The organism is Niastella soli (genome assembly GCF_017742245.1).
Classification (GTDB): domain Bacteria; phylum Bacteroidota; class Bacteroidia; order Chitinophagales; family Chitinophagaceae; genus Niastella; species Niastella soli.
In genome coordinates, this window is the sequence record NZ_JAGHKO010000004.1 from 709,622 (window position 1) to 735,477 (window position 25,856).

19 protein-coding genes are annotated in these 25,856 nt (G+C 44.7%); 5 read left to right on the plus strand and 14 right to left on the minus strand.

Annotated elements, in window-relative coordinates; all coding sequences use genetic code 11:
- Window positions 1–15 precede the first annotated feature (15 nt).
- Window positions 16–1,500: a MocR-like pyridoxine biosynthesis transcription factor PdxR gene (pdxR, locus tag J7I42_RS17790; RefSeq protein ID WP_209140191.1), complete on the plus strand. Its 1,485-nt coding sequence runs from the start codon at window positions 16–18 to the stop codon at window positions 1,498–1,500.
- On the opposite strand, the gene J7I42_RS17795 is transcribed toward pdxR, so the two are convergent.
- From J7I42_RS17795 to J7I42_RS17810, 4 genes are all read right to left on the minus strand, one after another.
- On the minus strand, window positions 1,486–5,163 hold the full coding sequence (locus J7I42_RS17795; protein ID WP_209140192.1) for an AsmA family protein: 3,678 nt from the start codon (window positions 5,161–5,163) through the stop codon (window positions 1,486–1,488). The two genes, pdxR and J7I42_RS17795, sit on opposite strands and share 15 nt — an antisense overlap.
- A gap of 42 nt (window positions 5,164–5,205) precedes the next feature.
- The gene (locus J7I42_RS17800; RefSeq protein ID WP_209140193.1) at window positions 5,206–6,171 is read right to left on the minus strand and encodes an alpha/beta hydrolase family protein; all 966 of its coding nucleotides are present in this window, start codon (window positions 6,169–6,171) and stop codon (window positions 5,206–5,208) included.
- Complete coding sequence (locus tag J7I42_RS17805) at window positions 6,158–7,219, minus strand: sensor histidine kinase (RefSeq protein ID WP_209140194.1); 1,062 nt, start codon at window positions 7,217–7,219, stop codon at window positions 6,158–6,160. Before J7I42_RS17805 ends, J7I42_RS17800 begins: the two co-directional genes overlap by 14 nt.
- Window positions 7,220–7,416: 197 nt before the next feature.
- The gene (locus J7I42_RS17810) at window positions 7,417–7,968 is read right to left on the minus strand and encodes a hypothetical protein (RefSeq protein WP_209140195.1); all 552 of its coding nucleotides are present in this window, start codon (window positions 7,966–7,968) and stop codon (window positions 7,417–7,419) included.
- Window positions 7,969–8,476: 508 nt separating this feature from the next.
- On the opposite strand from J7I42_RS17810, the gene J7I42_RS17815 reads away from it, so the two are divergent.
- A complete protein-coding gene (locus J7I42_RS17815; protein ID WP_209140196.1) occupies window positions 8,477–10,102 on the plus strand; it encodes a GMC family oxidoreductase in 1,626 nt (541 codons plus the stop codon).
- 55 nt (window positions 10,103–10,157) lie between these two features.
- On the opposite strand, the gene J7I42_RS17820 is transcribed toward J7I42_RS17815, so the two are convergent.
- The 3 genes from J7I42_RS17820 to J7I42_RS17830 form a co-directional block, all read right to left on the minus strand.
- Window positions 10,158–10,412 (minus strand): hypothetical protein, encoded by a 255-nt coding sequence (locus tag J7I42_RS17820; protein ID WP_209140197.1) that lies wholly within the window; start codon window positions 10,410–10,412, stop codon window positions 10,158–10,160.
- A gap of 58 nt (window positions 10,413–10,470) precedes the next feature.
- The gene (locus tag J7I42_RS17825; RefSeq protein ID WP_209140198.1) at window positions 10,471–10,797 is read right to left on the minus strand and encodes an LETM1 domain-containing protein; all 327 of its coding nucleotides are present in this window, start codon (window positions 10,795–10,797) and stop codon (window positions 10,471–10,473) included.
- An 84-nt stretch (window positions 10,798–10,881) separates the two neighbouring features.
- Window positions 10,882–11,370, minus strand: a complete 489-nt coding sequence (locus J7I42_RS17830; protein WP_209140199.1) for a hypothetical protein — start codon at window positions 11,368–11,370, stop codon at window positions 10,882–10,884.
- Window positions 11,371–11,532: 162 nt separating this feature from the next.
- Here J7I42_RS17830 and J7I42_RS35620 point away from each other — a divergent pair, with 162 nt between their 5' ends.
- Window positions 11,533–12,672 (plus strand): helix-turn-helix domain-containing protein, encoded by a 1,140-nt coding sequence (locus J7I42_RS35620; RefSeq protein WP_209140200.1) that lies wholly within the window; start codon window positions 11,533–11,535, stop codon window positions 12,670–12,672.
- A 179-nt stretch (window positions 12,673–12,851) separates the two neighbouring features.
- On the plus strand, window positions 12,852–14,207 hold the full coding sequence (locus J7I42_RS17840) for a serine hydrolase (protein ID WP_209140201.1): 1,356 nt from the start codon (window positions 12,852–12,854) through the stop codon (window positions 14,205–14,207).
- Between the two features lie 254 nt (window positions 14,208–14,461).
- Here the strand turns inward: J7I42_RS17840 and J7I42_RS17845 are convergent, their stop codons facing one another.
- The 3 genes from J7I42_RS17845 to J7I42_RS17855 form a co-directional block, all read right to left on the minus strand.
- Window positions 14,462–14,713: a hypothetical protein gene (locus J7I42_RS17845; protein ID WP_209140202.1), complete on the minus strand. Its 252-nt coding sequence runs from the start codon at window positions 14,711–14,713 to the stop codon at window positions 14,462–14,464.
- Between the two features lie 151 nt (window positions 14,714–14,864).
- Window positions 14,865–15,068 carry a type II toxin-antitoxin system RelE/ParE family toxin gene (locus tag J7I42_RS35690; RefSeq protein ID WP_209140729.1) on the minus strand — a complete coding sequence of 68 codons (204 nt, stop codon included), beginning with the start codon at window positions 15,066–15,068 and terminating at the stop codon, window positions 14,865–14,867.
- Window positions 15,069–15,165: 97 nt separating this feature from the next.
- Window positions 15,166–15,471, minus strand: coding sequence for a hypothetical protein (locus J7I42_RS17855; RefSeq protein WP_209140203.1), 306 nt, complete (start codon window positions 15,469–15,471; stop codon window positions 15,166–15,168).
- A gap of 1,300 nt (window positions 15,472–16,771) precedes the next feature.
- On the opposite strand from J7I42_RS17855, the gene ku reads away from it, so the two are divergent.
- Window positions 16,772–17,551 (plus strand): non-homologous end joining protein Ku, encoded by a 780-nt coding sequence (ku, locus tag J7I42_RS17860; protein WP_209140204.1) that lies wholly within the window; start codon window positions 16,772–16,774, stop codon window positions 17,549–17,551.
- Between the two features lie 200 nt (window positions 17,552–17,751).
- On the opposite strand, the gene J7I42_RS17865 is transcribed toward ku, so the two are convergent.
- From J7I42_RS17865 to J7I42_RS17880, 4 genes are read right to left on the minus strand one after another with little or no spacing between them, the layout of a single operon-like run.
- Window positions 17,752–21,006, minus strand: a complete 3,255-nt coding sequence (locus J7I42_RS17865; RefSeq protein WP_209140205.1) for a hypothetical protein — start codon at window positions 21,004–21,006, stop codon at window positions 17,752–17,754.
- 22 nt (window positions 21,007–21,028) lie between these two features.
- On the minus strand, window positions 21,029–23,191 hold the full coding sequence (locus J7I42_RS35390; protein ID WP_209140206.1) for a pentapeptide repeat-containing protein: 2,163 nt from the start codon (window positions 23,189–23,191) through the stop codon (window positions 21,029–21,031).
- The gene (locus J7I42_RS17875; protein ID WP_209140207.1) at window positions 23,154–24,194 is read right to left on the minus strand and encodes a leucine-rich repeat domain-containing protein; all 1,041 of its coding nucleotides are present in this window, start codon (window positions 24,192–24,194) and stop codon (window positions 23,154–23,156) included. The genes J7I42_RS35390 and J7I42_RS17875 overlap by 38 nt, the downstream gene beginning before the upstream one ends.
- Window positions 24,194–25,474 (minus strand): pentapeptide repeat-containing protein, encoded by a 1,281-nt coding sequence (locus J7I42_RS17880; protein WP_209140208.1) that lies wholly within the window; start codon window positions 25,472–25,474, stop codon window positions 24,194–24,196. The genes J7I42_RS17875 and J7I42_RS17880 overlap by 1 nt, the downstream gene beginning before the upstream one ends.
- Window positions 25,475–25,856: the final 382 nt, after the last annotated feature.

Sequence of the window (25,856 nt, forward strand, 5' to 3'; positions counted from 1 at the left end):
AATAAACTAATCCAGATGCCATTACTGAATGAACTGATTATCATAGACGACAAGGCTGGGACCCCTGTGTATTTACAGATCACTAATTTATTTATTCATCATATAAGACAGGGCAGATTAAGAAAAGGCGTGAAACTTCCGGGGTCAAGAGAACTGGCTGTTATGTTGGGGATTAACCGCATGACCGTAGTGGCCGCTTACCAGGAATTAGAAGCGCAAGGCTGGATTGAAATGCTGCCTAAAAAAGGAACGTTTGTAAAAGCAAAGCTTCCTGTATTGTCACCAAAACAACTGGCGGGTGAAGCGGCAGACGTCCCTCTTCCTGCACAACCCGGCTTTATATATGATAAGAAAAAAATTATTCCGGTTGCCTTTTCTGATTTTCCCTCAGCCAGTAAACTGGCTTTTAATGATGGCTTTCCGGATGTTCGCCTGGCGCCTATAGAAGAGCTCACCAGATGCATGCGGAGCCTTTCCCGGCTTTCTGCCAATAAAAAATATTTACTCTATGGCGGTGCACAAGGCACTTTATTACTCAGACAAACATTGGCCAATTTTCTATGTGACACCAGGGGTTTATCAATCACTGCTGATAATATTTTAATTACAAAAGGGGCTCAAATGGGAATTTTCATTGCGGCTTCTGTGATAATTAATCCCGGTGATGAAGTAGTGGTGGGTATACCCGGTTACAAAATGGCCAATATTACCTTTCAGCAATTAGGGGCCAAACTGAATTATGTTCCTGTTGATGAGGAGGGCATCGACACCAACGCTATTGAAAAATTGTGTGAGAAGAAAAAGGTCCGGCTGGTGTATGTGATCCCGCATCACCACAATCCTACTACGGTTACCCTGTCGCCCGAAAGAAGGATGCACTTGCTTAAACTGGCCACCAAACACCGGTTTGCGATCATTGAGGATGATTATGATTACGATTTTCATTATTCCAGCAAACCCATTATGCCTATGGCCAGTTATGACAGCAAGGGTAACGTAGTTTATATTGGTACGCTTACAAAGACCTTTGCCCCTGCGGTAAGACTTGGTTTTATGGTGGCGCCAAAGGAATTCATTCAAACGGCCACTTATTTCCGTAAAAATGTAGACACCCAGGGAGACAGTTTAATGGAAAATGCGATTGCAGAATTATACAAGGATGGAACAATCGCGAGACACATAAAGAGATCGGTCAAGTTGTATAAAGAAAGAAGAGATCATTTCTGCGATTGCCTTCAAAAGGAACTAAGCGATCAGGTCTCCTTTAAGGTCCCCGATGGCGGCATGTCGGTATGGACCACCTTTTTAAAACACGACTTAAAAGAAATTTCCCGCAAAGCGCTTGACCACGGTTTGATCATGAAAGACGGGACGGCGTATGATGTAGGCAAACAGCATTTCAATGCGGTACGATTGGGGTTTGCCTCATTGAATGCTAAAGAGCAGGTACAGGCGGTAAAAATTATCAGTGAAGTGATGAACAGGTCAATCCCGCTCTAAGCTGACAGCCGGCAGGGAATATTTTTCTTCGGCCTCATTATACAACTTTTTATATTTACTGTTCCTTTTCACGCCTACGCTGGTACCAAAACCACTAAAAAGCGTTTTAATCCAATAATTGAACACAAACTTTTCCCGGTCCCTGAGGTAAAACATCCGGGCCTGACTTTGATTGCTTGATTTGATCACCCCATTGGCCAGCAGGGTTCCCACAAAAAGCAACCAGTTTTTTTTCAGGGTGTCTTCCTTATTGAGCAACCGCACTTTCAGGTTACGATAATAAAAATTTATATCCCCGTAGGCTGCATATTTATTACCCGACAAGTTTGCATACAGTGTATCCGCTTCACCGCTGGTAACAGCAATGGCCGTTAGCGGATTGGTCACCTGTGTCAGGTGCGACAACTGCATCGGCGAGATGCCATAATGCATAGTAAACCCGGATAGCGAATCTTGATACGATTCCGCATACCGGAAGGTGCGGACCCCATAATTCAACACCCGTGCGGACAATTCCAATACCAGGCTATCCTGCTCATTGGGGCGGCTGTTTATATTCCTGAACACCGCATTCAACTCATCTATCGGTATCGTACTTTCTCTATTGGTGATGGCAGATACTTCATGCACCTCCACCCCAGCCCCCTTTACCTGAATAGAATCGATCCGCAGGGGTCTGTTTATTCCGGCAAGCAGCCGGGTGGGCATTAACTTCTCAATACCATGCTGAAAGGCCATATTCTTATTGCGAAACGTTGAGATCCGGGGACCTTGCAAAAAGACAGACCGGATGGCAACTTCCCCATCATTCATAAGCGCCTGGTTATTTAGATGCAACAACCCTATACTATCGCAACTAAATGTCACATAATCTTTTTGCCATTCCGATGTTTTAAGGAATTTGTCCAGCGATTTGCTGGGTTTTATGACAACCTGGTTAAAACCCAGGTACCCCTCCTTTCCTTTTCCCGTGATCTTTGCAACAGTTGCAACAAGGGAACTATCATAATATTCAACCCGTCCATTAGTGATATGGATGTTGTTTATAACATTTGTAAGCCCGGAATTATCACTATTCAAATTTACCGCTAAGGGATAGTTGGCTACACTGGCACTCGCGTTCCTGATAGTAATAAAGCCCTGTGACAGTGGTTTATCCAATGACAGGGAATCCAACTGCATGGAGACCTTATCAAATATGATCGCCTCCGGATTGTCATTCTCCAGGCGGGCCCCCAAAACATGGGCATCGAAATGGGCTGACAGGTCCAGCCGCTCATCCGTTTGTTTATAATTGAAATGGCCACCGATGATCTCCAGTTTCCCAATTTGAAAAGGTTTAAGAACGGGGGTCGGGTCTTTTGTAGCCGAAAGAAGATCCGGCTGTGACCTGTTGATTGTTATCTCTGGTTGGTACAGGGCTAAAAATGGGAACCGCAGTTCTTCCAGATCAGTGTTGTTTATCTGCACCTGAAATTTAATTTGGGGTATGTTTACCTGACTGCTTACATCGCGGTAAGTTAGGTGCTGCAAAGCGGCCTCCCCCTGCCCAACCTGCATTTGTTGAATAGTAAGCTGTTTATGATCATTCTTGAATAAGATACTGTCCGCCCGGGCACTCCCGCTTTGCCAGGCGAAGAATTGACCGGTAGTCTTTAATCCCTTAAACGCCACCTTGCTGACCATCGCCTTCATTTCCGCATTACTGGCTGTTTTTACATCAAGCCTGGTTTCTCCGATATTCAGCCTATTAATGGTCAATGGCTGCAACCCGGTCTTGCTTTTCATCCCCTGCCCTGGTAAGGTGCGTACCCAAAAGCCAAGCGTGGGAATATTGAGGGTATCAATATGGATACTTTTGTCCCTGACAAAATCTTCCCAGGAAAAACCCTCCCAATATAGGTTGGCGGCATTTAACCGGATACCGGATAACAGCCGAACATCCAGGGCCCCCAGTTTCCCAAACTCCCGGCTGCCATCAACGAAAAAATCATCCAGGTCAACGGTGATATTCTTCTTATCTAAATTGAGTGCTCCAATACTTAATGCATGAATAGATCTTTTGGTGCCCTGCAGGGAAGAACTGTTGAGCATACCCACCAGGTCTATTTCTGCATCTATATTCCGCAGGGTTAACTCCGGGGTTGTCGAAACCCGGGGCGTATAATCCAGCGTTCCATCTCTGATAGTTAACCAGCGCACATCTATCAGTTGCGCCAGGTCTTTTAAGGTGCTGTAAAATTTATTGACGGGAATGCCAATTTCATTGGTTTTCTTTTTTGCCTTTGAAGTAAAGAAAAACTGCGGCTTGTCTATAACGGCCACCAACGCCTTTAATCTTTTTTCCAACAGGTCATTCAGACTGATCTCAAAAAGCGTAAAGGCCGGGAGCGTAATCCCCGACAAATAGCCTTTGGCCTTGGGGGAAGGTTTCAGATAGGCATTTTTGCAAACAAGGTTATTACTATCAAAGCTGAATTCCTTTACCGTTAACAGATAGAGGCTGTCCCTGGTAGCGAAACTGATCTCATGCAAATTCAGATCGATCCTACCGGTTCGGATCACCGGTACCGGGTTGTGCCAAATACTTAAACTGTATATTTTTAAATTTGTCTTTTTACCCGTATATGAGCGCTTGCCATCTGAAGAGGTCAGATGGACCTGGCCATTTTCAATATTTATATATTTAATATTGATATTACCCGGCAACTGTTGTATTGCCTCATTCAGCTCACTCACGGTATCCTTGTCTTTTTTATCGGCCGGCATGGCAACAGACAATACGGGCGATTTGCAGTAAAGCGTATCGATATTCAGTTCGCTTCTCTCAAAAACAGACTCCAGTTCATCGGTCCGGAATAACAATTTTTCAGCAAATAAGGAGGTTCGCCGCCCCTTGTTATCCGGCGCCGTGGTAATGGAACAGGAATCTACCTGGAAAGCCTGGTCCTTCCCGGAAAAGAACAAATTGTCAAATTTAATAAGTTGTCCGGATGGAAATAACCAGCGCTGGCTGCCTATATGGAGGGTTAAGTTATCCGAGTAGCGGAGGTGGGTGTTTGCACGTTTCTTTTGTCCGAAATTCTCCACCCTGAAACTGATGTTATTGATCATCAGGGGTCGCTCATTCGCTTCCCGGTAAATGGCCATCCGGCCTCTGTTGATCTCCAACATGCGTACTTTAAATATGTCGCTGACATCCTGCATTGACCGGAATATTTCCTGAATAGGCCCTAAGCCATTTTTATTTTTTTGGGCAGCCTGTTGATAAATAGTAATGACCGGCGCGTTGATCTGCAGGCTATCGACGAATAATTTCTTGTGAAAAAACAACTGGTTCCACGAGCTAAGTGAAAAGTAAAGCTGGCTGATGGTAAACCGATAATCTTTTATCTCGGGATGGGCGCTGGCAGGTCTGAAATCAACTGCTTTTAGCTTGATCCTGCCCTTGAAAAAATCTATGGAGATCTTCGAAAAGTCAAGTTCATAAACCCCATGCGTTTCCTGGCGAACAACTTCCTTTATCACCGATTTTATCCGGTATTTTATGATAAAGACCAGCAATAGAAAGATCGCTATCGCAATAACAAGCGATATGACAGTAACGCTTTTTAGTATCTTTTTTATAATATGACTAATAGGAGCTGTATTTGCTGTATTCAAATTTACTCCTATTTAGCCGTTTGTCCAGTTCAATTACAACACCTAATTACCATGCAGCTCCAACGAGGGCCAGGGCTTTTTATCACGCAAATAGGTATTGAACCAACCGATCAGTTGGGTATAAAAATCGTCCCTGTGTTCGATAAGTGAATGCTGGCCGCCTTCGTATAAAATGAACCTGAATGGTTGTTTACATTCATATAATTTATTTACGAACTCCAGCACCTGGTTGGTGGGCACCCGCCAGTCGGCCGTTCCCTGAAAGATCAATAAAGGAGTTGTTTTATTGATCTTGTTTGCAAAATAGGTGGCCGATCGCTGTTTAAGCAGTTCCTTCTTTTGTGTGGCATACCCGGGGATCATGGCCTGCCATAAACTATCAAAATCAGGTCTGGATTCCAGGGTGCGGAACAGATCAGTGAGCCCGCTCCCCACTACGGCTGCTTTTATGCGCGTTGTTTTTGTCAGCGTCAGGTAAGTCATCATCCCGCCCCTGCTCCAGCCAAACATCCCAATCCGGGAGGTGTCGGCCTGTTTTAGGTTACCCAATAAGGGGACCAGGTTAATCACATCATTTACATCACTGCCACCGAACTCTTCCTTCCCTTCGCCCCCATCGGTACCGCGGTACTGACTGGCCACCACCAGGTATCCCTGGCTGCATAAAACCGCCAGGTTTTGTACAAAACCTGCATCTGTTATTTTCCCAAACTCCTGGTTACCACCTCTGTTAAAAATGACAACCGGATACAAGGCTTCCCTTTTGGGAATGGCCAGATAGCCTTTTACTTTCAACCCATCAGACAGATAGGTTATCCGGTAAAAATTAACCGAATCAATAGCAAGCCTGATACCCGGGATCACTTGTTGATACTTATTTACAAGCGAGTCGGGAATATCAAACTTCGTCTGTTCAATGATCTTTCCATTCTGGGCGGAAGCGGAATAACAAACCAATACCAACAAAGCAGTAATACAATACTTTACACTTTTATTAGTCATTATCATGATTCTTTATTAAGGGAATGGAAACGATAAACAGCTCATCTACTTCCTCAACGGTCATATTCTTTTGGTCCAACAATTCAAATTTGGCATTAATATTTGCCAGTCCCATTCCATTGGAAAGCACGGCCACCTTTTTTCGTTGAACATTATTGGAGATTGTTAACAGGCCTTCTTCATTTGACTGAATTGTTACCAGCAACGGGTGCTCTTTGTGCACCACATTGTGTTTTACCGCATTTTCAACCAGCAACTGCAATGTAAGGGGTGGGATCAAAAAATTATTATATAAGGAACTTACCAGTAACTTCAGCTGAAAACCACTGCCGTACCGGGTTGACAATAAGTGACAGTAGGAATGAAGGAATTGTAGTTCCGTATCCAGCGTAACCAGTTCCTGCTCGTTGTTACGTAATAGATACCGGTACACCTTGCACATTTCATCAATAAACTTTTCCGCCTGGGTGGTATCTTCCGCAACCAGGGAGGCAAGCGAATTCATACTGTTAAATAAAAAATGCGGATTTATCTGTGACTTCAGTAGATCATATTTAGCCTGCCACTCCGACCGGATCAGTTTTTCCTTTTCGGCCATTGTTTGTTTGGCCTGTTGCCATAAATAACCAGCCTCATAAATACAGATAGTAACGGTGGTATAAAAGATCACCACTCCCATAACCGTTGAATAACCAAGAAAGGTAGGCCAGCCGGCAGGATTGTGATTGACTATATATTGGGTAATATGTCTGATGGCATAACCAATATTCGCTAACACAAACAAGGCAATGGCCAGATAAAACAGGCGTTTCCGCAGTCTTTCCAACCCCGGCAACCGGGTTTGAATATAAAGCACCGTTAAACGGGTCAATTCCCAGCCAATATACCCTGCGCTAAGCGCGATGATGAAATGATTGAGTAATAAATTACGGGGTGTATCCAGGTACATTTTAAGCCGGAGGAAGACAGCGCCTGTTAAAAAAAGAACCACCGGCCCTATCAGGCGGATCCGCTTGTCAAATCTGGGAGGAAATGGAGAGCGGAGTTTTATCATAATGATTTGAGATTATTTAAAAATACATCTTTAATCTAATAATCTCCAGGCTTACCGATAAGTTGTTGATTTTGGCAATAAATTGATGAAAATGGGGAATGAATTGAGGGATTGATACACCAAAGCGTTGTAAGCCACTACAAAGCTGCTATGATAACGGCTTTATAGTTCGGCTTATAATATATTAGTACAAATTATTATTCTTTTACTTTCTTCTCGCATTCCCAGTCAACCACTTTAAACTTATCAATGAAGGAGGCCGGGGTTATAAAAAAAGTATCCGTCTTTAAATAACCGGCTAAATCACTGTACCGCATAACCGTCTGCAGGCTTTTTGAATCAACTGCCTTTAGGTGTAAGTCCATCGTTACCGTTGTATCTAAATAACCCGGCCCTGGATATTCCCCCTTGCAAAAGATGGTCCGTTCCCGGCCTTGCTGCGTTATGTGGTCAATTTTAAACCGGTTCACCACCGCCACATGATAACCAATTTCCACCATAGTATCATTATAGGTCAAGTAAGTGTGTAAATCACATTGCCGGGCTATTACCAGTTTATTGCTACGGGAGCTCTCCTTCTCCAGGATGTAATACAGCCCCGGGCCGGAGCCAAGTGGCGGCGTATTCGTATTACTGCAACGAACACCAGGCAAACTGGTCAGCATGAAAAATGCAAAGATGGTTTTGGTGGCTGGCATAGTTCTTCTGAAGATAAATAAAAAGAAGGGCAACGCACATAAGTACCCCATATATATATATAACCGTAATCTAAGCGTTATACTTCCAGGAAAGGAAGGAATCCAACGATCAGCAATTTCCTTTTAGCCAGCTTTTGGCAACAGCGCTCACCACCTGTTGTGTCACTCACTTGTACGTTCAGTAATACTATTCAACCAATACGTCAATACGCTTTCACGCTAACAATTATCCTTAGCATTACTATTCTACCACCTACAGTGACCTGTGATCTTATTGCAGGGTGACATATTGGTAATATTAAAGTAATATCACAATAAGATTATTAAGTGTAGTATTGCAAACTCATTATCGTTAGTCAATATAACCTACTGAACCAGTTACAAATTCCCGTTAGTGCGTAATACAAACGCATTTCTATTATACACACTAGGTGGTGGCGGCAAAAACAAATGCCTGCGTAGACTGTTTATTGTGCATTTAGGACACACCTAAACACACAGTCATATGAAATCAATATAAAGACATTCCTCAATAAATATTTTTAAGCAATAAATATTTATGCAACAGGTGCTCCCACAACCTCAGGTAAAAACTACAAGACGTACATTTCTGAAATCAACCGCAGCGCTCGGTTTTGGATTTGTCGTTTCTCCTAATACACTTCTAAAAAAAGGACCAGATAAACAGTATGATTTTATAATCATTGGCGCTGGTTCAAGCGGTTGTGTATTGGCCAACCGGCTTACAGAAGACCCTGCTGTAAATGTATTGTTGCTGGAAGCAGGCGGACCGGATTCAAAACGCGATATCCATGATGCCAGCAGGTTTCCATTACTGTTGGGGTCTGAGGTAGATTGGAAATATATAACGGAAGAAGAACCCTTCCTGAACAACCGGCGGATCAACTGGCCAAGAGGTAAAGTGTTAGGAGGCAGCAGTTCTATCAATTCCATGATCTATGTCCGGGGTAATTATTTAAATTATGATCAATGGGCAAATGCCGGGAATTATGCCTGGAGCTATAAAAATGTGTTGCCCTACTTCATCAAACTGGAAAACATTCCCAATGCATCTGCTGCTTTTCATGGTACAAACGGACCATTGCATATTACCGGGAAAACCTGTTCAGCGGGAAGTTGCTCGCCATTTATCGAGGCTGCCATAGAGCTGGGTTATAAAGGCCCAGACTGGGATTTTAATGGTGCGCAACAGGAAAACGGGGCCGGTCTGTATCAGTTAAATATGAAGAATGGGAAACGTCAAAGCGCCGCCACCGCTTTTCTTTCCCCGGAAGTTTTATCCAGACCCAACCTCACCATAGAAACCTTCGCCCAGGTTTCCCGGCTGTTGTTTACAGGTACGCGCGCAAGTGGAGTCGAATACCTGAAAGACGGAAAGCTGCAGCAGGCCGCTAATACCAGTGAAATAATCCTTTGCGCAGGCGCTATAGAGTCACCCAAAATCCTAATGCATTCCGGTATTGGCGCTGCAGATCATTTACAATCATTCAAAATAAAAGTAACAGCCAACCTGCCCGGCGTTGGCCAGAACCTGCAGGACCATGTGGGGGTTAATCTTGATTTTAAGTCAACCTTATCACATGCTAATTTACCGCTGCCAGCCTGCGCCGGATTATTTACCCGGACAAAACATGCCGGCGTCAACGAAGCACCCGATCTGCAATTTTTGTTCTATCATGAGTCGCTTGAAAACAAAACCTCTTTTTACAGGTTTCTCCCGATTGTTGCCACCCCCAAAAGCACCGGCAGTATAGCACTTCGGTCCAACGACCCGGCCCAGCCGCCAGTAATAAAAGCAAACTATCTGCAAAACGAAATGGACCTCAAAGTATTAATGGAAGGGTACCGGTTAACCCGGGAACTGGCTTTTACGAAGGCTTTTACCAAATTTCGTAGCGATGAAGGACAAAATCTCACTACAGACAAACAAATAGAAGAATACATCCGCCAAAACGCCTCCACCTTGTATCATCCTGTTGGCACTTGTAAAATGGGCGGTGATAAAATGTCGGTTGTAAAATCAGACTTAACAGTACACGGGATAAAAGGGCTGCGCGTAGCAGATGCCTCCGTAATGCCCACCCTCATCAATGCGAATACCAATGCCACCTGTATGATGATCGGTGAATACGCTGTAGATCTGGTTAAAAGTGATTTTTATTAGATGGCCGGCATAAGAAGGAATAACTGACGGCGATGCGGGCAATGCCTTGGGTCCATCATTCCATTTCCCTAATAGCCTGAATGGTTTCCTCACTATCACAATTTTCATTTAGCCTTTCGTTTACTGAGTCCATAAAAGAATCAGCCGCAAGACCTTTCCTTACAAGATTTCCATCCTGAATGAAACTGTCAATCAAAAACCAATCACTATCATTCATAATTGATCTTTCTTCTTTGGTCCCACCCCTAGCCCAACGATCAACATCGCCATTAAAACGCTGGTAAATTTTGACTTTATCTAATGTGATCATGGCGCAACATTATGGTAACTAATATTATTTCTTCCATTCACACCAGTACGATCTCTTGCTAGATTACATTTCCGCTATTACCAGAATCTGCCGGCGTAATAAAGGCCGATGGCATTAATTCAATATTGTGTTTACTGGCTACTTTGATAAGAATAGGCATTAGGACCGAGGCGCCGGGTATCAGGACAAATGGCACACCTATCCCCAGAATTTTTAATGAGTCCATGATCTGCGTTTTCAAGATATGGTCTTCTTCCGCTGTTATCTCCCCTTCCCTGATATATTTTACGATAATAAGGGCCGCTGCACGCTCTTCTTTGGCTTCCGTTTTTATACCGTGCAAAAAGTGATGTATATGTGATTCCAGGATAGCTATTATTTCCATGATAATGCAAAGAAAATATTTTGATTTGAATTGTCCAAGGCAGTTCTTAATTCCCTATTGCCACATTATCACACTCTCACAAGATTACACTGACCCACCCAAAGCTTCCGTAAGATCATTTATTTTTTCAATAAAATAATCCCGCATTTTCTTTTCAGGATTCTTACTATTCAATCTTTTGTTTATTACTTCTATAACTTTCTGATTTCTATTCCGGCATAGGATAACTGTAGCAGTACTAACATGATCATCATTATCACTAAATTCGATGGCATCTAACAATACACTTTCCGCTAAACTGTCATTTATTTTATAATGTATTAAAAGACTTGCTGCCCAAAATGCCAGGTCCAGATCTTTTCCTTCTAAAAGACTCTTGAGTTTTTCAAGATATCTCCCGAAGAACACGCTAATTCTTTCGGTATAAATAAAACGATCCTCAGAGGCGTCAAGCCCCTGAAGAAGTATATCAGACACTTCATTCACGAAACTCATTGTTTGATCAATAGTAACCACCGATTGCTCCAGTGGCTTATTGACGACGATATCTTTCAGTTCTTTTAAATCCTTCATATAATTACCAATTGTTTACCAGATTACCGTAATTCTTTGCATTTAGATTTTTCCCTATCCATTGTGCAGCTAGCAAATATTTTCTACTATTATACTCCTACCTTAACAAAATACAATTTTTGTACACGTTTTTTTATATTTGAGATACAAAAAAAGTATACCGTGACAGGCTTTCTAAATACCATTATCCTGCTTGGTACCATACAGGGATTGATCGTAAGCACACTTCTTTTTCGCCGTACCGTCAATAAACGTTCAAATCGTCTGCTGGCTTTTCTTATTTTGCTGATGTCCATGGCATGTTTAAACCTGTATTGCGTTCATAGTAACCTGTTGGAGACCAGCCGCATCCTACGGATTATTTCCTGGTTCGTGCCAATGATCGTCATCATGCCGATGGGCCCCCTCATTTATTTTTACATTCAGTCAATGCTCAATCCATCCTTCCGGCTTACGCGTAACCACAGGCTTCAGTTCCTGGCCGGTATCATAGATATTGTACCACAGGTAACAACCATTATTTTCCTTACCGGGGTGTACATGAAAGTTATAAAATATAACCCGGAACCCTGGGGGCTTTTTATCGATCGCTATAATATGTATTCCGATATACCGCGGTGGTTATCGCTTACGGTTTATGTATTACTTTCATTCAGATTTTTACGAAAAGAAAAAACAGCCGGCGTGCATACAGACAAAGAGGCTGTACGCAAATGGCTTCAACTGTTTATTAACATATTTATAGCTTTTCAGTTTATCTGGTTCATCTACCTGATCCCGTATATCCATCCCGCTTACAGCGACCGGCTTTTAAACAAATTTGACTGGTACCCCATTTATATTCCAATTGCCATCATGATCTATTGGCTGGGATTGAAGGGTTATTTCATTTCTCTGGCAATAAATACCGAAAAAGTAAAAAAGACCCTTTACCGTGATATCACAAAGGAAGGGGGTGAACAAATAATGAGCCTGCTTCAAAAAAGCATGAAAGAGGACAAATTGTACCTGAACCCTGAATTGAACCTGGAAGCCGTGGCAAAGCATACGGGCATTGTGGCCAAAATGATCTCAACGGTCCTGAACCAACACCAACAAACAAATTTTAACGAATGGGTAAATGCCTATCGGATCGGGGAATTCAAAGGGAGACTCCGGAGCGGCAGCCTGGAGCAACTCACCATAGCAGCCCTTGCCGTTGAATGCGGGTTCAATTCACAGGCAACTTTTCAACGTATATTTAAGCAATCAGAGGGTGTGACACCTTCGGCATACCTGAAAACGATCGGTTCCGACAACTAATTATTCTCAAATCCGGATTTGAGAACTTGTTTTCAACAAATTAAGACAGAAAACCAGCAGTTTGCATCAAACGCGCAGCCATGAAACAAGCATTCCTGACATTGCACTTTTTAACAATACGTATAGTATCGACTGCACTACTCAGTTTTCGTTTGAAACCCATCATTAAAACCCAACACATGCATAAGTCTGTTTTTCTGTTTGCCGGTTTTTTTCTAGCTATTATCAATTCAAATGGGCAAGGCAATCAACTGGAGAAAAAGCTCGACAAGTTGATCGCCGGATATATCGTTCCCTCACAGCCTGGTTGTGAAGTGCTGGTGGCCAGGCATGGGCAGATCGTCTATAAAAAAGCATTCGGGAGCGCCAACCTGGAATTAAATGTTCCGCTGAGTACCGGTATGGTCTTTAACCTGGCCTCCATTACCAAACAGTTTACAGCCGTGGCCATCCTGCAATTAATGGAACAAGGCAAAATTTCCCTGAACGACAGTTTGCAAAAATTTGTTCCCGACTTTCCTTCGAAAGGGCATACTATTACCATCGAACATTTGCTTACGCATACCTCGGGCATTAAAGACTATCTGCAGCTTAACTTTTCGGGTCAGAATATGGAGCGCTGGGATTTTACCCCCAAACAGGTTATCGACAGCTTTAAAAATTATCCGCTGAACTTTATACCCGGCGCCCGGTTTTCCTATAGCAATTCCGGTTATTACTTATTAGGATATATCATTGAAAAAATATCGGGTAAACGGTATCAAAACTATATTATCGACAACCTGCTAAAACCATTGGGAATGGCGCATACCTGTTTCGACAGTAACGGCAACATTATTCCCGGCCGGGTAAATGGCTATTATAAAGACGGGGCAGATTATAAGAATCCCGACTTCTGGAGCCCAACTATTGAATATGCCGCAGGGGGCCTGATCTCTAATGTAGACGATTTGCTCAAATGGCACAACGGTCTTTATTCTTATCAGCTGCTGAAAAAGGAAACCTTACAAAAAGCCTTTACCCCCTTCCGGCTGAGTGATGGCAAAGCAACAGATTATGGTTATGGGTGGTTCGCAAAAACAAATAACGGCATTCAGTCTATAGAACATGAGGGGGGACTGCCAGGGTTTAGGACCAATGAAATATACTATCCCGGAGAGGACGTGTTTATTGCCATCCTGTGTAATTTCGGAACAGCTCCCATTGAAGACCTGTCTGCCGGCATTTCGGCTGTCGCGCTGGGTAAGTCCTTGCAAAGTGATGTTAAAGTAGACCCTGCGATCCTTGACAAATATGTTGGCGTTTATAAACTGTCTATTGACACCAACAGAACGGTCACTATCCAAAGAACCAATGACGGACTTATTGCCCACTTTTCACCTACACAAACAAAGTCCCTGCTTTTTGAATCGGAAACTGGTTTTCAATTTAAGAACATGCTGGGCGTTAGCGGCGAATTTGTGGTTGAAGAGGGAAAGGTTACGAAATTCTATATTTATCAAAACGGACGTTTTGAATGGACAAGATCGAAATAGAACGGTTCGTAAATACAAGATCTGATGAGGGGCAGCAGCTGCATAAAGAGCATAAAAAAGCCTGCTATTGTAGATAGCAGACTTTTTTATGCAAAGAAAATATTTTGGACATCCAACCCATTATCACCTGTTATCCATATGTATTCTTATAAATTTATCATGCTATCCCCACGTACATATGAATAGCCCTTTGTGTTCGTAAAGGACCATGAAAGCGAATACTTTGTTGCGTTTGAAATTTCCGTTTTTAACTACTACATTTCCATTATTGCTTGAATTGTTTCTTCACTATCACAATTCTCCTTTACCCTTTCGTATATTGAATCCCTAAAAGAATAGGAAGCAAGACCTTTCTTTATAAGGCTTATGTCCTGAACGAAAGTCCCAATTAAAAACCAATCATCGTCATTCATGAATGATTTTTCTTCTTTGGTTCCACCCCTTGCCCAACCATCACCATCTCCATTAAAACGCTTGTAGATTTTAATTTTATCTATAGTAATCATGACTTAAAAACGTTATGGTGATAGAATGAAATGCCATCTCATAAATCCACAGATACTTCTTTATTCTTTAAAAAGTCGAATTACCAAATTCAGCAATATTCGCATACAGCACACAAAAAAAGCCACTGCTAATTGCAATGGCTAGAAGGAATTACTTTCTGTATTTTTTACGAGGGTGCTTCTTCGTGTGATGGATTGACGTAATGTATATCTCCTTTTTACTCTTACTTATTTTGTACACTACCAGATATGGAAACCTATCTACTTCAGCCTCTCTAAAAGATTTAACGCCTTTACTGCTATAAGCCTCTGGGTTTTGTTGTATCTGTTTTATTTTTGCATCAACGGCATTTATAAATCTTTCTCCTAATCCTTTCTGCCTTCTTCATACCAGATATACCCCTCTTCAAAATCCTGTTCAACTAAAGGATGAATCTGATAAGTATATTTCATTACTTTTTACGTTTCCTGTTTTTAAATGCTTGTCTGGCCTTGGTGGCCAAATCTTCCAGCTGTACCCCTGCAACCTTACCAGATTCTAAATCTTTAAACCTCTTATCCATTTCAGCTATGTATGCTTTGTCGTCTTCCCACGCTTCTTCCTCCCTTGCAAATGATTTAACTACGCTAAGGACAACTTTCTTCTGTTCTGTACTTAAATGCCCCAAGTAATGGGTGATTTCCTTATCTATAGGCTTAGCTGCTCCCATTATAATATTGATTTTCAACAAATTTACTATTTTTTGATGATTAACCAAACGGGTGATGTTTACTCAACTCATCAAGCAAGGAATCAACAATATGTAACTGGTAGGGGGCTGCTGATATAATTGTGACCAGCTATATAGTGTACCTGACGTTTATTAAGCTGTTTAATCCAGTTACCTGTACCAATCGATTAACTATATTAGAAAGGCCCTGAAATCTGGTGTCCCGTAAGGCAAATTAAGTCGCAGCCAAACTATTGCAATCCAGTACAAAAAGAGACCTTCAATAGTACAACGTCAGGGTACACCGGTCAGCCATACCTGTAAAAGCCTTCAAATCAATACTATTAGCAGGCTTTTCCCTATTGATCCCTATAGCAGTACGCCGATTATTATATGCTAAACATATTGAATATGCGATACTTATTCCAACCGAATTCATGCAAAATTGCATCAGAATTACATAGTCTATGCAATTCCTATGCAATTCTTATGCAATTCCTATGCAATTCTGACCGGGGAAATGGCTGTCTGGAGTGAATCTGACTAGTGACCGGAATGAATCTGACCAGAACTTATTACCACTCGGGAATGCTCCTGGTGTAAACCCTTTGATAACACCTGGTTTTTTTCGGCAAAACCCGAACAACATCCAGGCAAGACCCTAGTTAGACATAGTGCAGATCCTAGTGATATATATCACTTATATACTACATATCCCACCGAACGGCAAGGAAAACCCCACTATAACGCCACTGAGCAGTGGCCTTTTGGTGGCGTTTCGGTGGCGTTTTGGTGGCGTTTTTTGGCGGGAAATAGCCTGTAGGACTACATCAATAGAGAATCTCACTAGAAGTTAACTGCAGGATGACCAGGACTTAACATGGTCTCGGTATAGATATGCACCTATTTCGGTGGCACCTAAGCGATAATAGGCCTAAAAAGCCTTTGATTGCGTCGAATGGAAGTTGTTCTATTAAAGGTAAAATAATAGCCAGAATGGTTTCTTATGGCGCTACAGGCAGTTTGTGCCAGGACAGCCCATATCTTTTAAAAAACAAGGTTTACCATTGCCAATAAGTGGGCTTAATTGCTGCACCTGATATTCCAGATCGTAATAATTTAATCCCCAACTCCTCAACAATTGGACTTGATCCCAATTCAGCGGTTCCCTCACGATTCAGGAGGCAGCCCTAATGCCTGTTTTTAATAATTGCCCCTTTACTAAACTTTCCCTCAAACCCTTTGTTTAAAACAATAAACGCGGCCTGCGGCCACCACGATACCTACCCATCCAAACACTTCAATGTTCCTGTACCGGTTTTAAATCAGGCTTTTAAAAACTTAACGTATGCGCTCAATGTGGAAAGGGTCGATCGGGTTCGGCCTGGTCAATATTCCTGTCAGAATGTATGTGGCTGCAGATGAAAGCGATATCTCATTTGTACAGCTTGATAAAAAAACGCATGGCCGGGTAAAATATAAAAAAGTAAGCGAGGTCTCGGGAAAGGAATTGTTCCAGGAAGACATCGTAAAAGCCTATCAAATGGGGGAAGAATATGTAATTGTAGAGGAGGCTGATTTTGAAAAAGCCGCGCCCGAAAAAATAGACCACCTGGAGATCACCCAGTTTATTGAGGAAAAAGAGATTGATGCCGTTTATTACGAAAAACCCTATTACCTGGAACCTGATAAAATGGGCGCCAAAGCCTACGTGCTGCTGCGGGATGCCTTAAAAAAGGAAGGGAAAGCGGCCTTAGGGCCATTGGTCTATCATAACAAAGAATGGATCTGCCTGATAAAACCGCTGCGTAATGTGCTGGTATTGCACCGGCTGCGTTTTTCCAATGAGATCAGAAGTGAGGCCGGTCTTGATGTACCCGACACGCCGGTAAAAGCCGATGAATTGAAAATGGCCAGTATGTTAATTGCCCAACTAACCAAACCATTCAAACCCGACGAGTATACAGACACCTATTCTGAAAAGCTATTGCAGGTAATTGAGGCAAAAGCCAAAGGAAAAGTAACCGGAAAGCCGCTTAAAGTAGTGCACAACGCCACCACCACCGATCTTATGGAAAAACTGAAGGCCAGCCTTAAATCAAAACCGGCTACAAAGAAAGCGTCTTAACTGTCAGAACTGGGATTCCTGCCTTCTGCCCACGACACGCGCAGCGTGGAGCACACTATCGTATTCCTCTGCCGACTGCCGATTGCCGACTGCCGAAGTGAGGCTCGAATCTAGTGAACCGTTTCACGTTTCACGACTGCCGATCATAAAAAATGCCGCTCCTTGTTTATAGAAGCGGCATTAAAAATACATTCAAATAATTAGGAAGGTAACGGTGGCAACCATTCGCTTACTGAGGGTACCGTAACCCCGGCGGGACCTGTTCCCGTTCCACCAGCCGGACCGGCATTATTGCCTTTTCCATCCTGGGTCATGGCATAGTTCAGCGTATACAGCGTATGCCACATATCCACATTCAGGCGGGCTGCGGGAATATTGGGTGTTGTCACCAGCAGATTGCCAGCGGGCGCACCTTGTCCATATTGATAGATGGCCATGCTATAGTCGCTTACGTGGCTGCCGTCATTGGCATAGAACAACACATACAAATAAGTGGTATAGTTATCCCCTACTGCTGCCACGTCGAGATACGTAACATTGGAAGGCACCAGTAAGAACGGCGAGGCATCGCCGCTGCCATCCTGGAAACAGTTCACCGGATTACCATTGAGGTCAAACGCCTGTAAACGGGCAATATTAAAGCCCTGGCTGCTCAGTTGTTCCAGCACCAGGATGGTACCATCGTAGGAACAGGTAACAGCCACCGGCGTGAACAACAAACCCGGTCTGCCATTACTGTTATTATAGTTCAATGCCTGTCCGGCAAAGGTAACGGCCAGGGGAATATTATTATCAGCCAGTCCGGTACCACCCGCCAGCGGCGTGATCATCATTTTACAATATTTGCGATTCACCCCAACTACATTACCACTGGGATGCATGGCAATAGAATCTGGATAATAAGGAAAACGGCCAAAGGAATTCTGATCAGGGCTCATGTTAAACGGCGTACTGGCATCTAACGTTACCTGACGCAAATGGTAGCCGCCATCTACATCCTGGTCGTTATCGGCCTTGCGGGGATCAACATAATAATTACCCAGACTTACATCGGTGGGGTCCGGAACAGGATTGCCATTGACAACTACGAATTGACCATTCTCCATTAAAAACTTGGGCGGATATACATCATACACCAGCTCTGAAGGGGAAGTAAACCCACAGGAAGGAAACTTCACCGAGTTCATGGCAGTACCAGGGATATCGATGTTTTGAAAAGCATAAAGCTGGCCGCCGGCACCGGTTGAACAATCGGTAATACCCATACCGGCTGCCTTCCAGGCCAAACCGATCATCCCACTGCGCTGGCTAATCGCCAAACCTGTCCAGTCGGAAAGAGCGTTCCCGCTTTGACTGGTGTCTGTATTGGCTATAGTAGCATTGGGCGGGGTGGTTTGTGGGATCCACGTGTAAGCATTATTCTGGTAACCCAGGATAGCGGTATGCGCGTAGATCGATTTATTGGTAAGTGGAATGGGTTGTTGAAACAGGTATAGTACAATATTGGCGGTATTGTCTTCATTGTTTTCCAGCCAGGAAGTAGTGGCTTTACCAGCCAGCCAGTTATCAATATAAAAATCCACTTCGAATTTTACCTGTCCACCCAGCGTATTGGTAAATTGCGCGGGGAGTGTGGGGGGATATGCATTCGGATCAGTGATCACTGAAGTCGTAGTAATGCTGGGTCTGTTTTGCTGCTGATAGATCATCTTGGTAACGTAAGACGCCTGTTTGGCACCAGGTGTCAATGCCGGGAAGGCCCCATGTCTTGGATCGGGATAAATGGTCAACGTGCTTGTAATGGTAGTTGAAATGCTGTTGGTGATCATCCAGGGCGAGGTAGCCACTTCTATAATGGTCTCTGCCAGTTGCGCGATCGTGGCGGCGATATTGATCGCCAGCATGATCCAGCCGGCAAACGGGATCTCATCTTCAATTTCCCCTTCGGCAATTTGTTCTTCGCACCAGACCAACGCTTTGGTACAGGCCTGGTTGAACAGGATCTGGGTAAGGGAAGAGAAGGCGTGCCAGTCCATTTTTTTATTCACCGCGCCATTGTAAATGAAATCGCCTCCAAAGTAAAGCGCCCCGATGGCCACTACCGCTTTTATAAAAGTGGGATTACCCATAGCATCGTACAGACCTTTACACGAATTGGCGGCCACGCCAAAACCGAGCAGGAAGGTGGGGATACCTAAATTGGCCAATCCGGTGAATACCCCGCCAACTATCGGCGTTTTTGGGTATTGGTTATTACCGGTGCCCAGGCCACAACCAAACAGGTTAGCCGAAACGGCGTTTTCGGGAAAAGTTATGCTTACGGTAAGGGTGCCCGGGTCGGCAGCAATAGGAATGGCATATACGGTATTAATAGGATTGATCCAGCCAATAAACCGCATGTTGTCGTAATTCAGGTTCAAGATATTGGCGATGTCAGCTACTATGCCGCCATCATCGGGTTGCCAGGTTGGCGTGCTAATGGCATTGCCATCGGCATCAACAAACTGAATGTAAGCCCCCAGCCAGCGTACATAGTAATTATTCATGGTTATCTGCACCTGTCTGGTACCACTGTTAAGCACCTTGATAGAAGTTTCCAAACCGTTGGCCGTATTGGTATTGGCGAGAGCGGCCGTCCAGTTGTCGCCGCCAACAGCGTCTGCTTTTACAGAAGTTAACAGCTCTGGCGTATTGGTGTTGGTGGAAGATTGCACACTGGTACCGGTTTCCTGTGTCCAGCTGGTGCCCTGTAACCGGGTATCGTTCTTGGTGCTCACCTGTACGGAAGTCATGGAGGCGCCTGCCTGCTGCATGATGCTATCAGTGGGCACCAGGGTTTGTTTGGTGCCTTTGGCGCCAGCATCGTACGCTTGATAGGTGGCCCAGCCGCTGTTGGCAGTTGGGGGGCCGGCCAGGCGCATTTGCGTGGCAAGCTGTTGTATTAATAAATAAGTGGAAGGTGCTTGTACCTGGTCCATATGCTCCATTACAATAGGCGCATAATCTGAATTGGCTGTTATAAGGTCAGCATGGTGAAAGACCAATGCTTTGGCAGTGGTCACATAGTCGATGGGCTGTGACACCACTTTCACCTGGTTTTGCGTAGCCATCAGCTGATGAGCCTCATCGTTAGGCACTATGTGGATGGCTACCAGATGCACCCCGAAATCGCCGGGCACTACGCCCGTATAATTGGTGTGCCGTACGGAGATGCGGATTACCTTGTTAAGCGGTATTTTTACCGGCACCTGCGTGTAGTGCGTAATATGCCCTTGCGGGTACGCCGCCAGCGTGGGTTCCTGTGCATGGGCGATAGCCAGTGATTCGGGCGAATGCATTACCAGCGGGTATTTTTTTCCCGCTACATGCAGCCAGTAATCTTCATTTTCGAACTTGTCGGTAAGGCTCACATGAAAAATGTGGCCCAAACCTGTACTTGTGTTTTTGTCTGCCATTTGATAATAGTTTTAATGATCTCTAATATTGACGCGTGTTTGCTACTGTAGATAAAATGCCGCCGTTGCCTTTTACACCTGAACAGGTAGCGCCTGTAACAGGCGTACCACCGGCTCCTCCACTACCAGGGTTACCCGATTTGCCGGCATAGAATACGAGATTGTTTGAGCAGGTTGAAGTACCAACCAGGGCTACGCCAACGGATGGGCCGCCATTACCACCAGCTCCGCCGCTACTGGCACCCCCTGCTCCACCGGCACCACCATTACCACCCTGGCCACCGGTATTGTTGCACACGTTGTTACCAGACTGGGCGTTGCCACCCGCGCCACCTGCGCCACCGCTGTTACCAGCGCCGCCAGTACCACCATCACCGCCGGCCCCATTGGTTATTTTTACGGTATTGTCTGCTACCAGGGTAGCATTGATGAGCACTACGCCAAAGGAAGCGCCGCCCATATTGGCACCCTGACCACCGAGAGCACCGCAACCACCACCACCGCCGCCGCCGCCTGCGGTCCCATTATAGGTCTCTTCGCCACAAAAGCAACCGCAGTAAGCGCAATACCCGCCACAACCGCCACCGCCGCCGCCACCGCCACTGCCACCAACACCACCGGAGCCACCTGTAGCAGGCACCCATTGGCCATTTAAAAATTTACCTGCTGTATCCGCAGCCGGGTATGCACTGCCACCACAGGCGCCGGCTGTACCGTTAGTTCCTGTTGCGGTTATGGATGGACGTTTTTTACTGCCGCAAAAATAGAAGACACCAGCCGCGGCCTTGGAGCCTGGTGCCGACACCCCGGTACTACCCGGTTGGCCATTGCCGCCATTGTACCAGCAAACCTCTATAGACTGTTCGCAGGCAGCCTTGTCCCACCGATATTTACAATCAGCTTTATTAAAGTAACCGCTGTTACCGCCATAACCTCCTGCATTGCCAGGGCAGCTGGCTGAAGTACCAGGGGTACCACCGGTACCATTAGAACCATTTCCACCTGTGCCACCGTCACTACCCTTTCCCGCACCGGAGCCATCGTCGCCCATACCTCCTTTGAATGAATTGATATTGGTGTTCAACAGAGTCACCGTGCTATTACCCTGCGCCTGCAACACAATGCTGGGCAGGTTTTTTTGTGCAGGAATGCTGCCATCCAGGATAAAATTGCTGAGGCTAACCGCGCCACCAGTAGCAATAATGGCTGGCAAGCCACCGGGTGGCGCAAACAGCGCCGACTGATATGCGGTAGGTTGGCCATTGTAAAAACCTCCTACCAGCGTGATCCCGTTTAATGATACCGGCGCATTGAGCGTATACTCACCATAATCAACCGCTATGGTGCAGGGGCCTGCGCCGCAATTGGCCACTGCCCGGGCAATGGTCTTACAGGGACTGCCCACGGCGCCACAGGTGCTGGTATCGGTGCCCTGGTTCGAGACAAACAAGGTATCGCCTGCAGCCACCTCTTCCTTTGGATTATTTTTCCTTGTACTATCTCTATTGCCCAAAGAATTGCGGGTAGCCGTTACCAGGGTAGTTTGTGCGCAATCTGTTGGATTCTTTATATCCCTGATCGTGAAAGCAGGTTCCTTGGCGGCCTGGGCTACCGGTTGTACCATACAGGATGGCAATATCGCGCCTTTCAGGTCCAGGATGTATACAAAGGGAATAAAGGCACAACCGAGTTTGGCCCCTTTAAAAATGGCGGGAGCGCTGTTGTATACTTTTAGCTCGGGTCCCATGCGCGCCGTAGTCAGATCGGCGCCGGTGAAATTGGCAGCACTGAGATTAGCGTAATAAAACACCGCATTTTTAAAACTGGTATTGCTAAAATTGGCGCCGAGACAATTGGTCAGCGAAAAATTAACCGGTCCTTTGGCGCTCACCGCTGCTTTTGCATTAATGAATTTGGCGCCTATAAGACTTGCATTACTAAAATTGGCGCCATCCAGTTTGGCATTGGTAAAATCGGCGCTGTCAAGATAGGCGCCGTTAAAATTGGCATTGGTCAGGTCCTTTCCGGCAAAACTCTTCCCTTTCAGGTAACAGAATGGACAATCATTTTTATTTGTTTGGGCATAGCCTGCATTGGTTAATAACAACAACACAATAAACAACAGGTTTAAGGAAAGTCCGCCTGCTCTATTTGAGCAGCGGCTTATTTTTCTTTTTAGGTACATGGGGAAGATTTTTTTTAATGGTTGGTTTTGTAGTTGACAAAGAGGTATTGCAACTGGGCAAATTGTTCACGCCACACTGGCTGTGTTTAAGAAAATCTTTTTCGGCCTGCGTTTTGTCGAGCCCCAGCGTATTACAAAGAAAGGGCAGGTTGCACGACAGGTTCAGGACGGAAAGATTGCCATTCCCGTTATTATAGATCGTAGAAATATTGCCAATGGTCTTTAGGGAATTGTTCTGTAAATAGATGGTGCCGACGCTGCTGAACTGCGACAGATCGCCCACGTTGGTTAACTTATTATTGGAGAGATCAACATAGTTCAGTGTATTCTGGATAGTAATATCCATTTGCGTCAGATTGTTATCCGAGAGATCAAGGAAATTAACATAGCTGCCGGCATCCAGCAGCACGGAGGTAAGCGCATTGTCCGATGCATCGAGGTAACGAAGCCCTGAAAGACCCTGTAGATTCAACATCACCAACCGATTCTCGCTCACCTTTAATTTATTCAACGTAGGCAGTTTGATAAAAAAGGTGCCATCGGTGAGCTTATTACAGGAAACATCAAGTGATTCCAGGGAGGTAAAATACTCCAGTCCCTCCAGGTTGCTGATGTTCATACAGGGACAACTAAGCGAAGGTACCTGGGCCGCGATGTTTTTTGTGATCACTTTTGTATTGTCGCCACCAAACAACCGGTTCACCAAACAGGTTTGCAGGTTGGGATCAGGAAAGGTGATCCTGCCGGCAGTATCTGTTCCATTACAATCTGGTTTGAACCAAACAGTTTCCGTTACGTGGTCCTGATTGCAATTGGCAGTTCGCCAGCCCGGCACTACCCATTGCTGCCCATGACAGGTATCGCGATCGCCATTGGGACAGGTGACTTTATTCTTCAATAGCGGAAACACCGTAGCGCCATAACCCTGCTGGTTAATAGCTATTATTCCGCAAAAACTCCCATTCCCATCTACCGTTTTACAACAGGAATCTGCTGCCAGCATTACTGCATTGGAAAAATTGGCCTGGGTAACGATGGCATTGGAAAAATCGCCCCCCCTAATTGCGTGCAGGAAAAGTCTACGCTGGACCCGCCATTGGGGGGCGTTTTCATAGTAGCGGAAGTAAAATTGGCATTTTGAAGAATAGCACCGGTAAACAAAACGCCTTCCAGTTTGCTTTGTTGAAAAACAGCGCCCGGCATAATAGCATCAGTGAAGTTCGTGCTCATCAGGGTGAGGTTATTGAAATTGCCATTAATGAGATACGTATTGGAAAAATTAACACCATTTAGCTGTGCCGAACTGAAAGAGGAATAACTCAAAGTGGCCCCGGAAAAGTTGGCCACGTCATAAATGCTGTCTGATTGAAAATTGGCATAGTTGAACGAGCAGCTATCGGCGGTCACTCCCAACAGGGTGGCTCCGCGCATATTGGCAAAACTGATGTTGCAGTGGTGCAGGGTGGCATTGTTCAGAACCGCCCCGGAAAGATCTGCAGACTTGCCGGTATTGGCCGGGTTGTAAAAACTTACTCCGGTGAGTCCCGTAAAATTCAGTTTGGCCCCTACCAGTTTTACCTGGTCCATGGTGCTGCTGTCCATGTGGGCATAATTTAGATTGGCACCGGACAGATCAGCACCGGTCATGGTACAATGCTGAAAATCGAAACCGGTGAAATTCATCCCTTTTAAAATGGCACCGCTGATGGTCTTTCCTTTAAAACTGAAATTCTGGGAGTTGAGGCCGGAGATCCGGCAATTACTGAGATCTGTATACGACCAATAGGCATCGGGCCAGTTACTAATGGGAAAGTGATTAAAATCAGTAGTGGTGTTATTGAATTTTGTTCTTAGGCTATCAGCGGAAAGCTGAATATTCATAAGCGGCCCAAAATCGGCTGCCAGCAAACTGGCCCTGGAAAAATCAGTCGCTTTAATTTTGGCAAACTGGAGATTGGCACTATCCAGCTGCGCCTGCTGAAAACAGGTATGGTCCAGCGTAGCACCACTTAAGTCGGTCACTCCTTTTGCCGACCGGCGCATGATGGCGCCGGAGAAATTAGCCTTGGTAAGATTTACATTCTGGAATTGGGCACCACAAAGGATAGCATTGGAAAAATTCGCACCCACCAATGCGTTTGCCGGTAATGTCGTAAAATTGAAATCTGTCAGATTTTTCCCGGAATAGTCGGTCCCACCTCCGCCGGCTGGACAGTTTTGGGAATACGCACCGCCATGACAGGTCATGAGGATGACGCATGCCCCAATAATTTGTTTGATCATTTGGACATCAATTAAAATTCATAGTAACTTAATACTGATCGGGTATGAGATCGAAAATAAATACTGTAGCCGGTTATAACGGCTACCCATTGAAGATAGAACGACCTTACTTATTGATCTTTAACAGGTAATAACAGAGATTGGGGAGGTTGCCAGTGAGCGCAATTGATTCAGTTGCTAATGATCCAAAATAACAACATTTCAGGAAACGCTTTGTGCGTACAACTACCTGTTTTTAAAAAAGATCAGCCTGACGCAAGCGTGCGCTTGTACCTGATATATAACCAGGCACTAAAATAACGTTGTAGCTTAATTGCTTTAAATAACAATGGTACCTCGCCGAAGCGGGGCACCATTATTGGGATGACCTGTAAGGTCCGCC

Coding starts and splice junctions, on each gene's coding strand:
- J7I42_RS17815 (WP_209140196.1), top strand. CDS start 8,477: ATGCAACAGGTGCTCCCACAACCTCAGGTAAAAACTACAAGACGTACA.
- J7I42_RS17840 (WP_209140201.1), top strand. CDS start 12,852: ATGCATAAGTCTGTTTTTCTGTTTGCCGGTTTTTTTCTAGCTATTATC.
- ku (WP_209140204.1), top strand. CDS start 16,772: ATGCGCTCAATGTGGAAAGGGTCGATCGGGTTCGGCCTGGTCAATATT.
- J7I42_RS17810 (WP_209140195.1), bottom strand. CDS start 7,968: ATGGGGTACTTATGTGCGTTGCCCTTCTTTTTATTTATCTTCAGAAGA.
- J7I42_RS17800 (WP_209140193.1), bottom strand. CDS start 6,171: ATGATAATGACTAATAAAAGTGTAAAGTATTGTATTACTGCTTTGTTG.
- J7I42_RS17880 (WP_209140208.1), bottom strand. CDS start 25,474: ATGATCAAACAAATTATTGGGGCATGCGTCATCCTCATGACCTGTCAT.
- J7I42_RS17820 (WP_209140197.1), bottom strand. CDS start 10,412: ATGATCACATTAGATAAAGTCAAAATTTACCAGCGTTTTAATGGCGAT.
- J7I42_RS17825 (WP_209140198.1), bottom strand. CDS start 10,797: ATGGAAATAATAGCTATCCTGGAATCACATATACATCACTTTTTGCAC.
- J7I42_RS17875 (WP_209140207.1), bottom strand. CDS start 24,194: ATGCTGGCAGCAGATTCCTGTTGTAAAACGGTAGATGGGAATGGGAGT.
- J7I42_RS17845 (WP_209140202.1), bottom strand. CDS start 14,713: ATGATTACTATAGATAAAATTAAAATCTACAAGCGTTTTAATGGAGAT.
- J7I42_RS17830 (WP_209140199.1), bottom strand. CDS start 11,370: ATGAAGGATTTAAAAGAACTGAAAGATATCGTCGTCAATAAGCCACTG.
- J7I42_RS17805 (WP_209140194.1), bottom strand. CDS start 7,219: ATGATAAAACTCCGCTCTCCATTTCCTCCCAGATTTGACAAGCGGATC.
- pdxR (WP_209140191.1), top strand. CDS start 16: ATGCCATTACTGAATGAACTGATTATCATAGACGACAAGGCTGGGACC.
- J7I42_RS17865 (WP_209140205.1), bottom strand. CDS start 21,006: ATGGCAGACAAAAACACAAGTACAGGTTTGGGCCACATTTTTCATGTG.
- J7I42_RS35390 (WP_209140206.1), bottom strand. CDS start 23,191: ATGTACCTAAAAAGAAAAATAAGCCGCTGCTCAAATAGAGCAGGCGGA.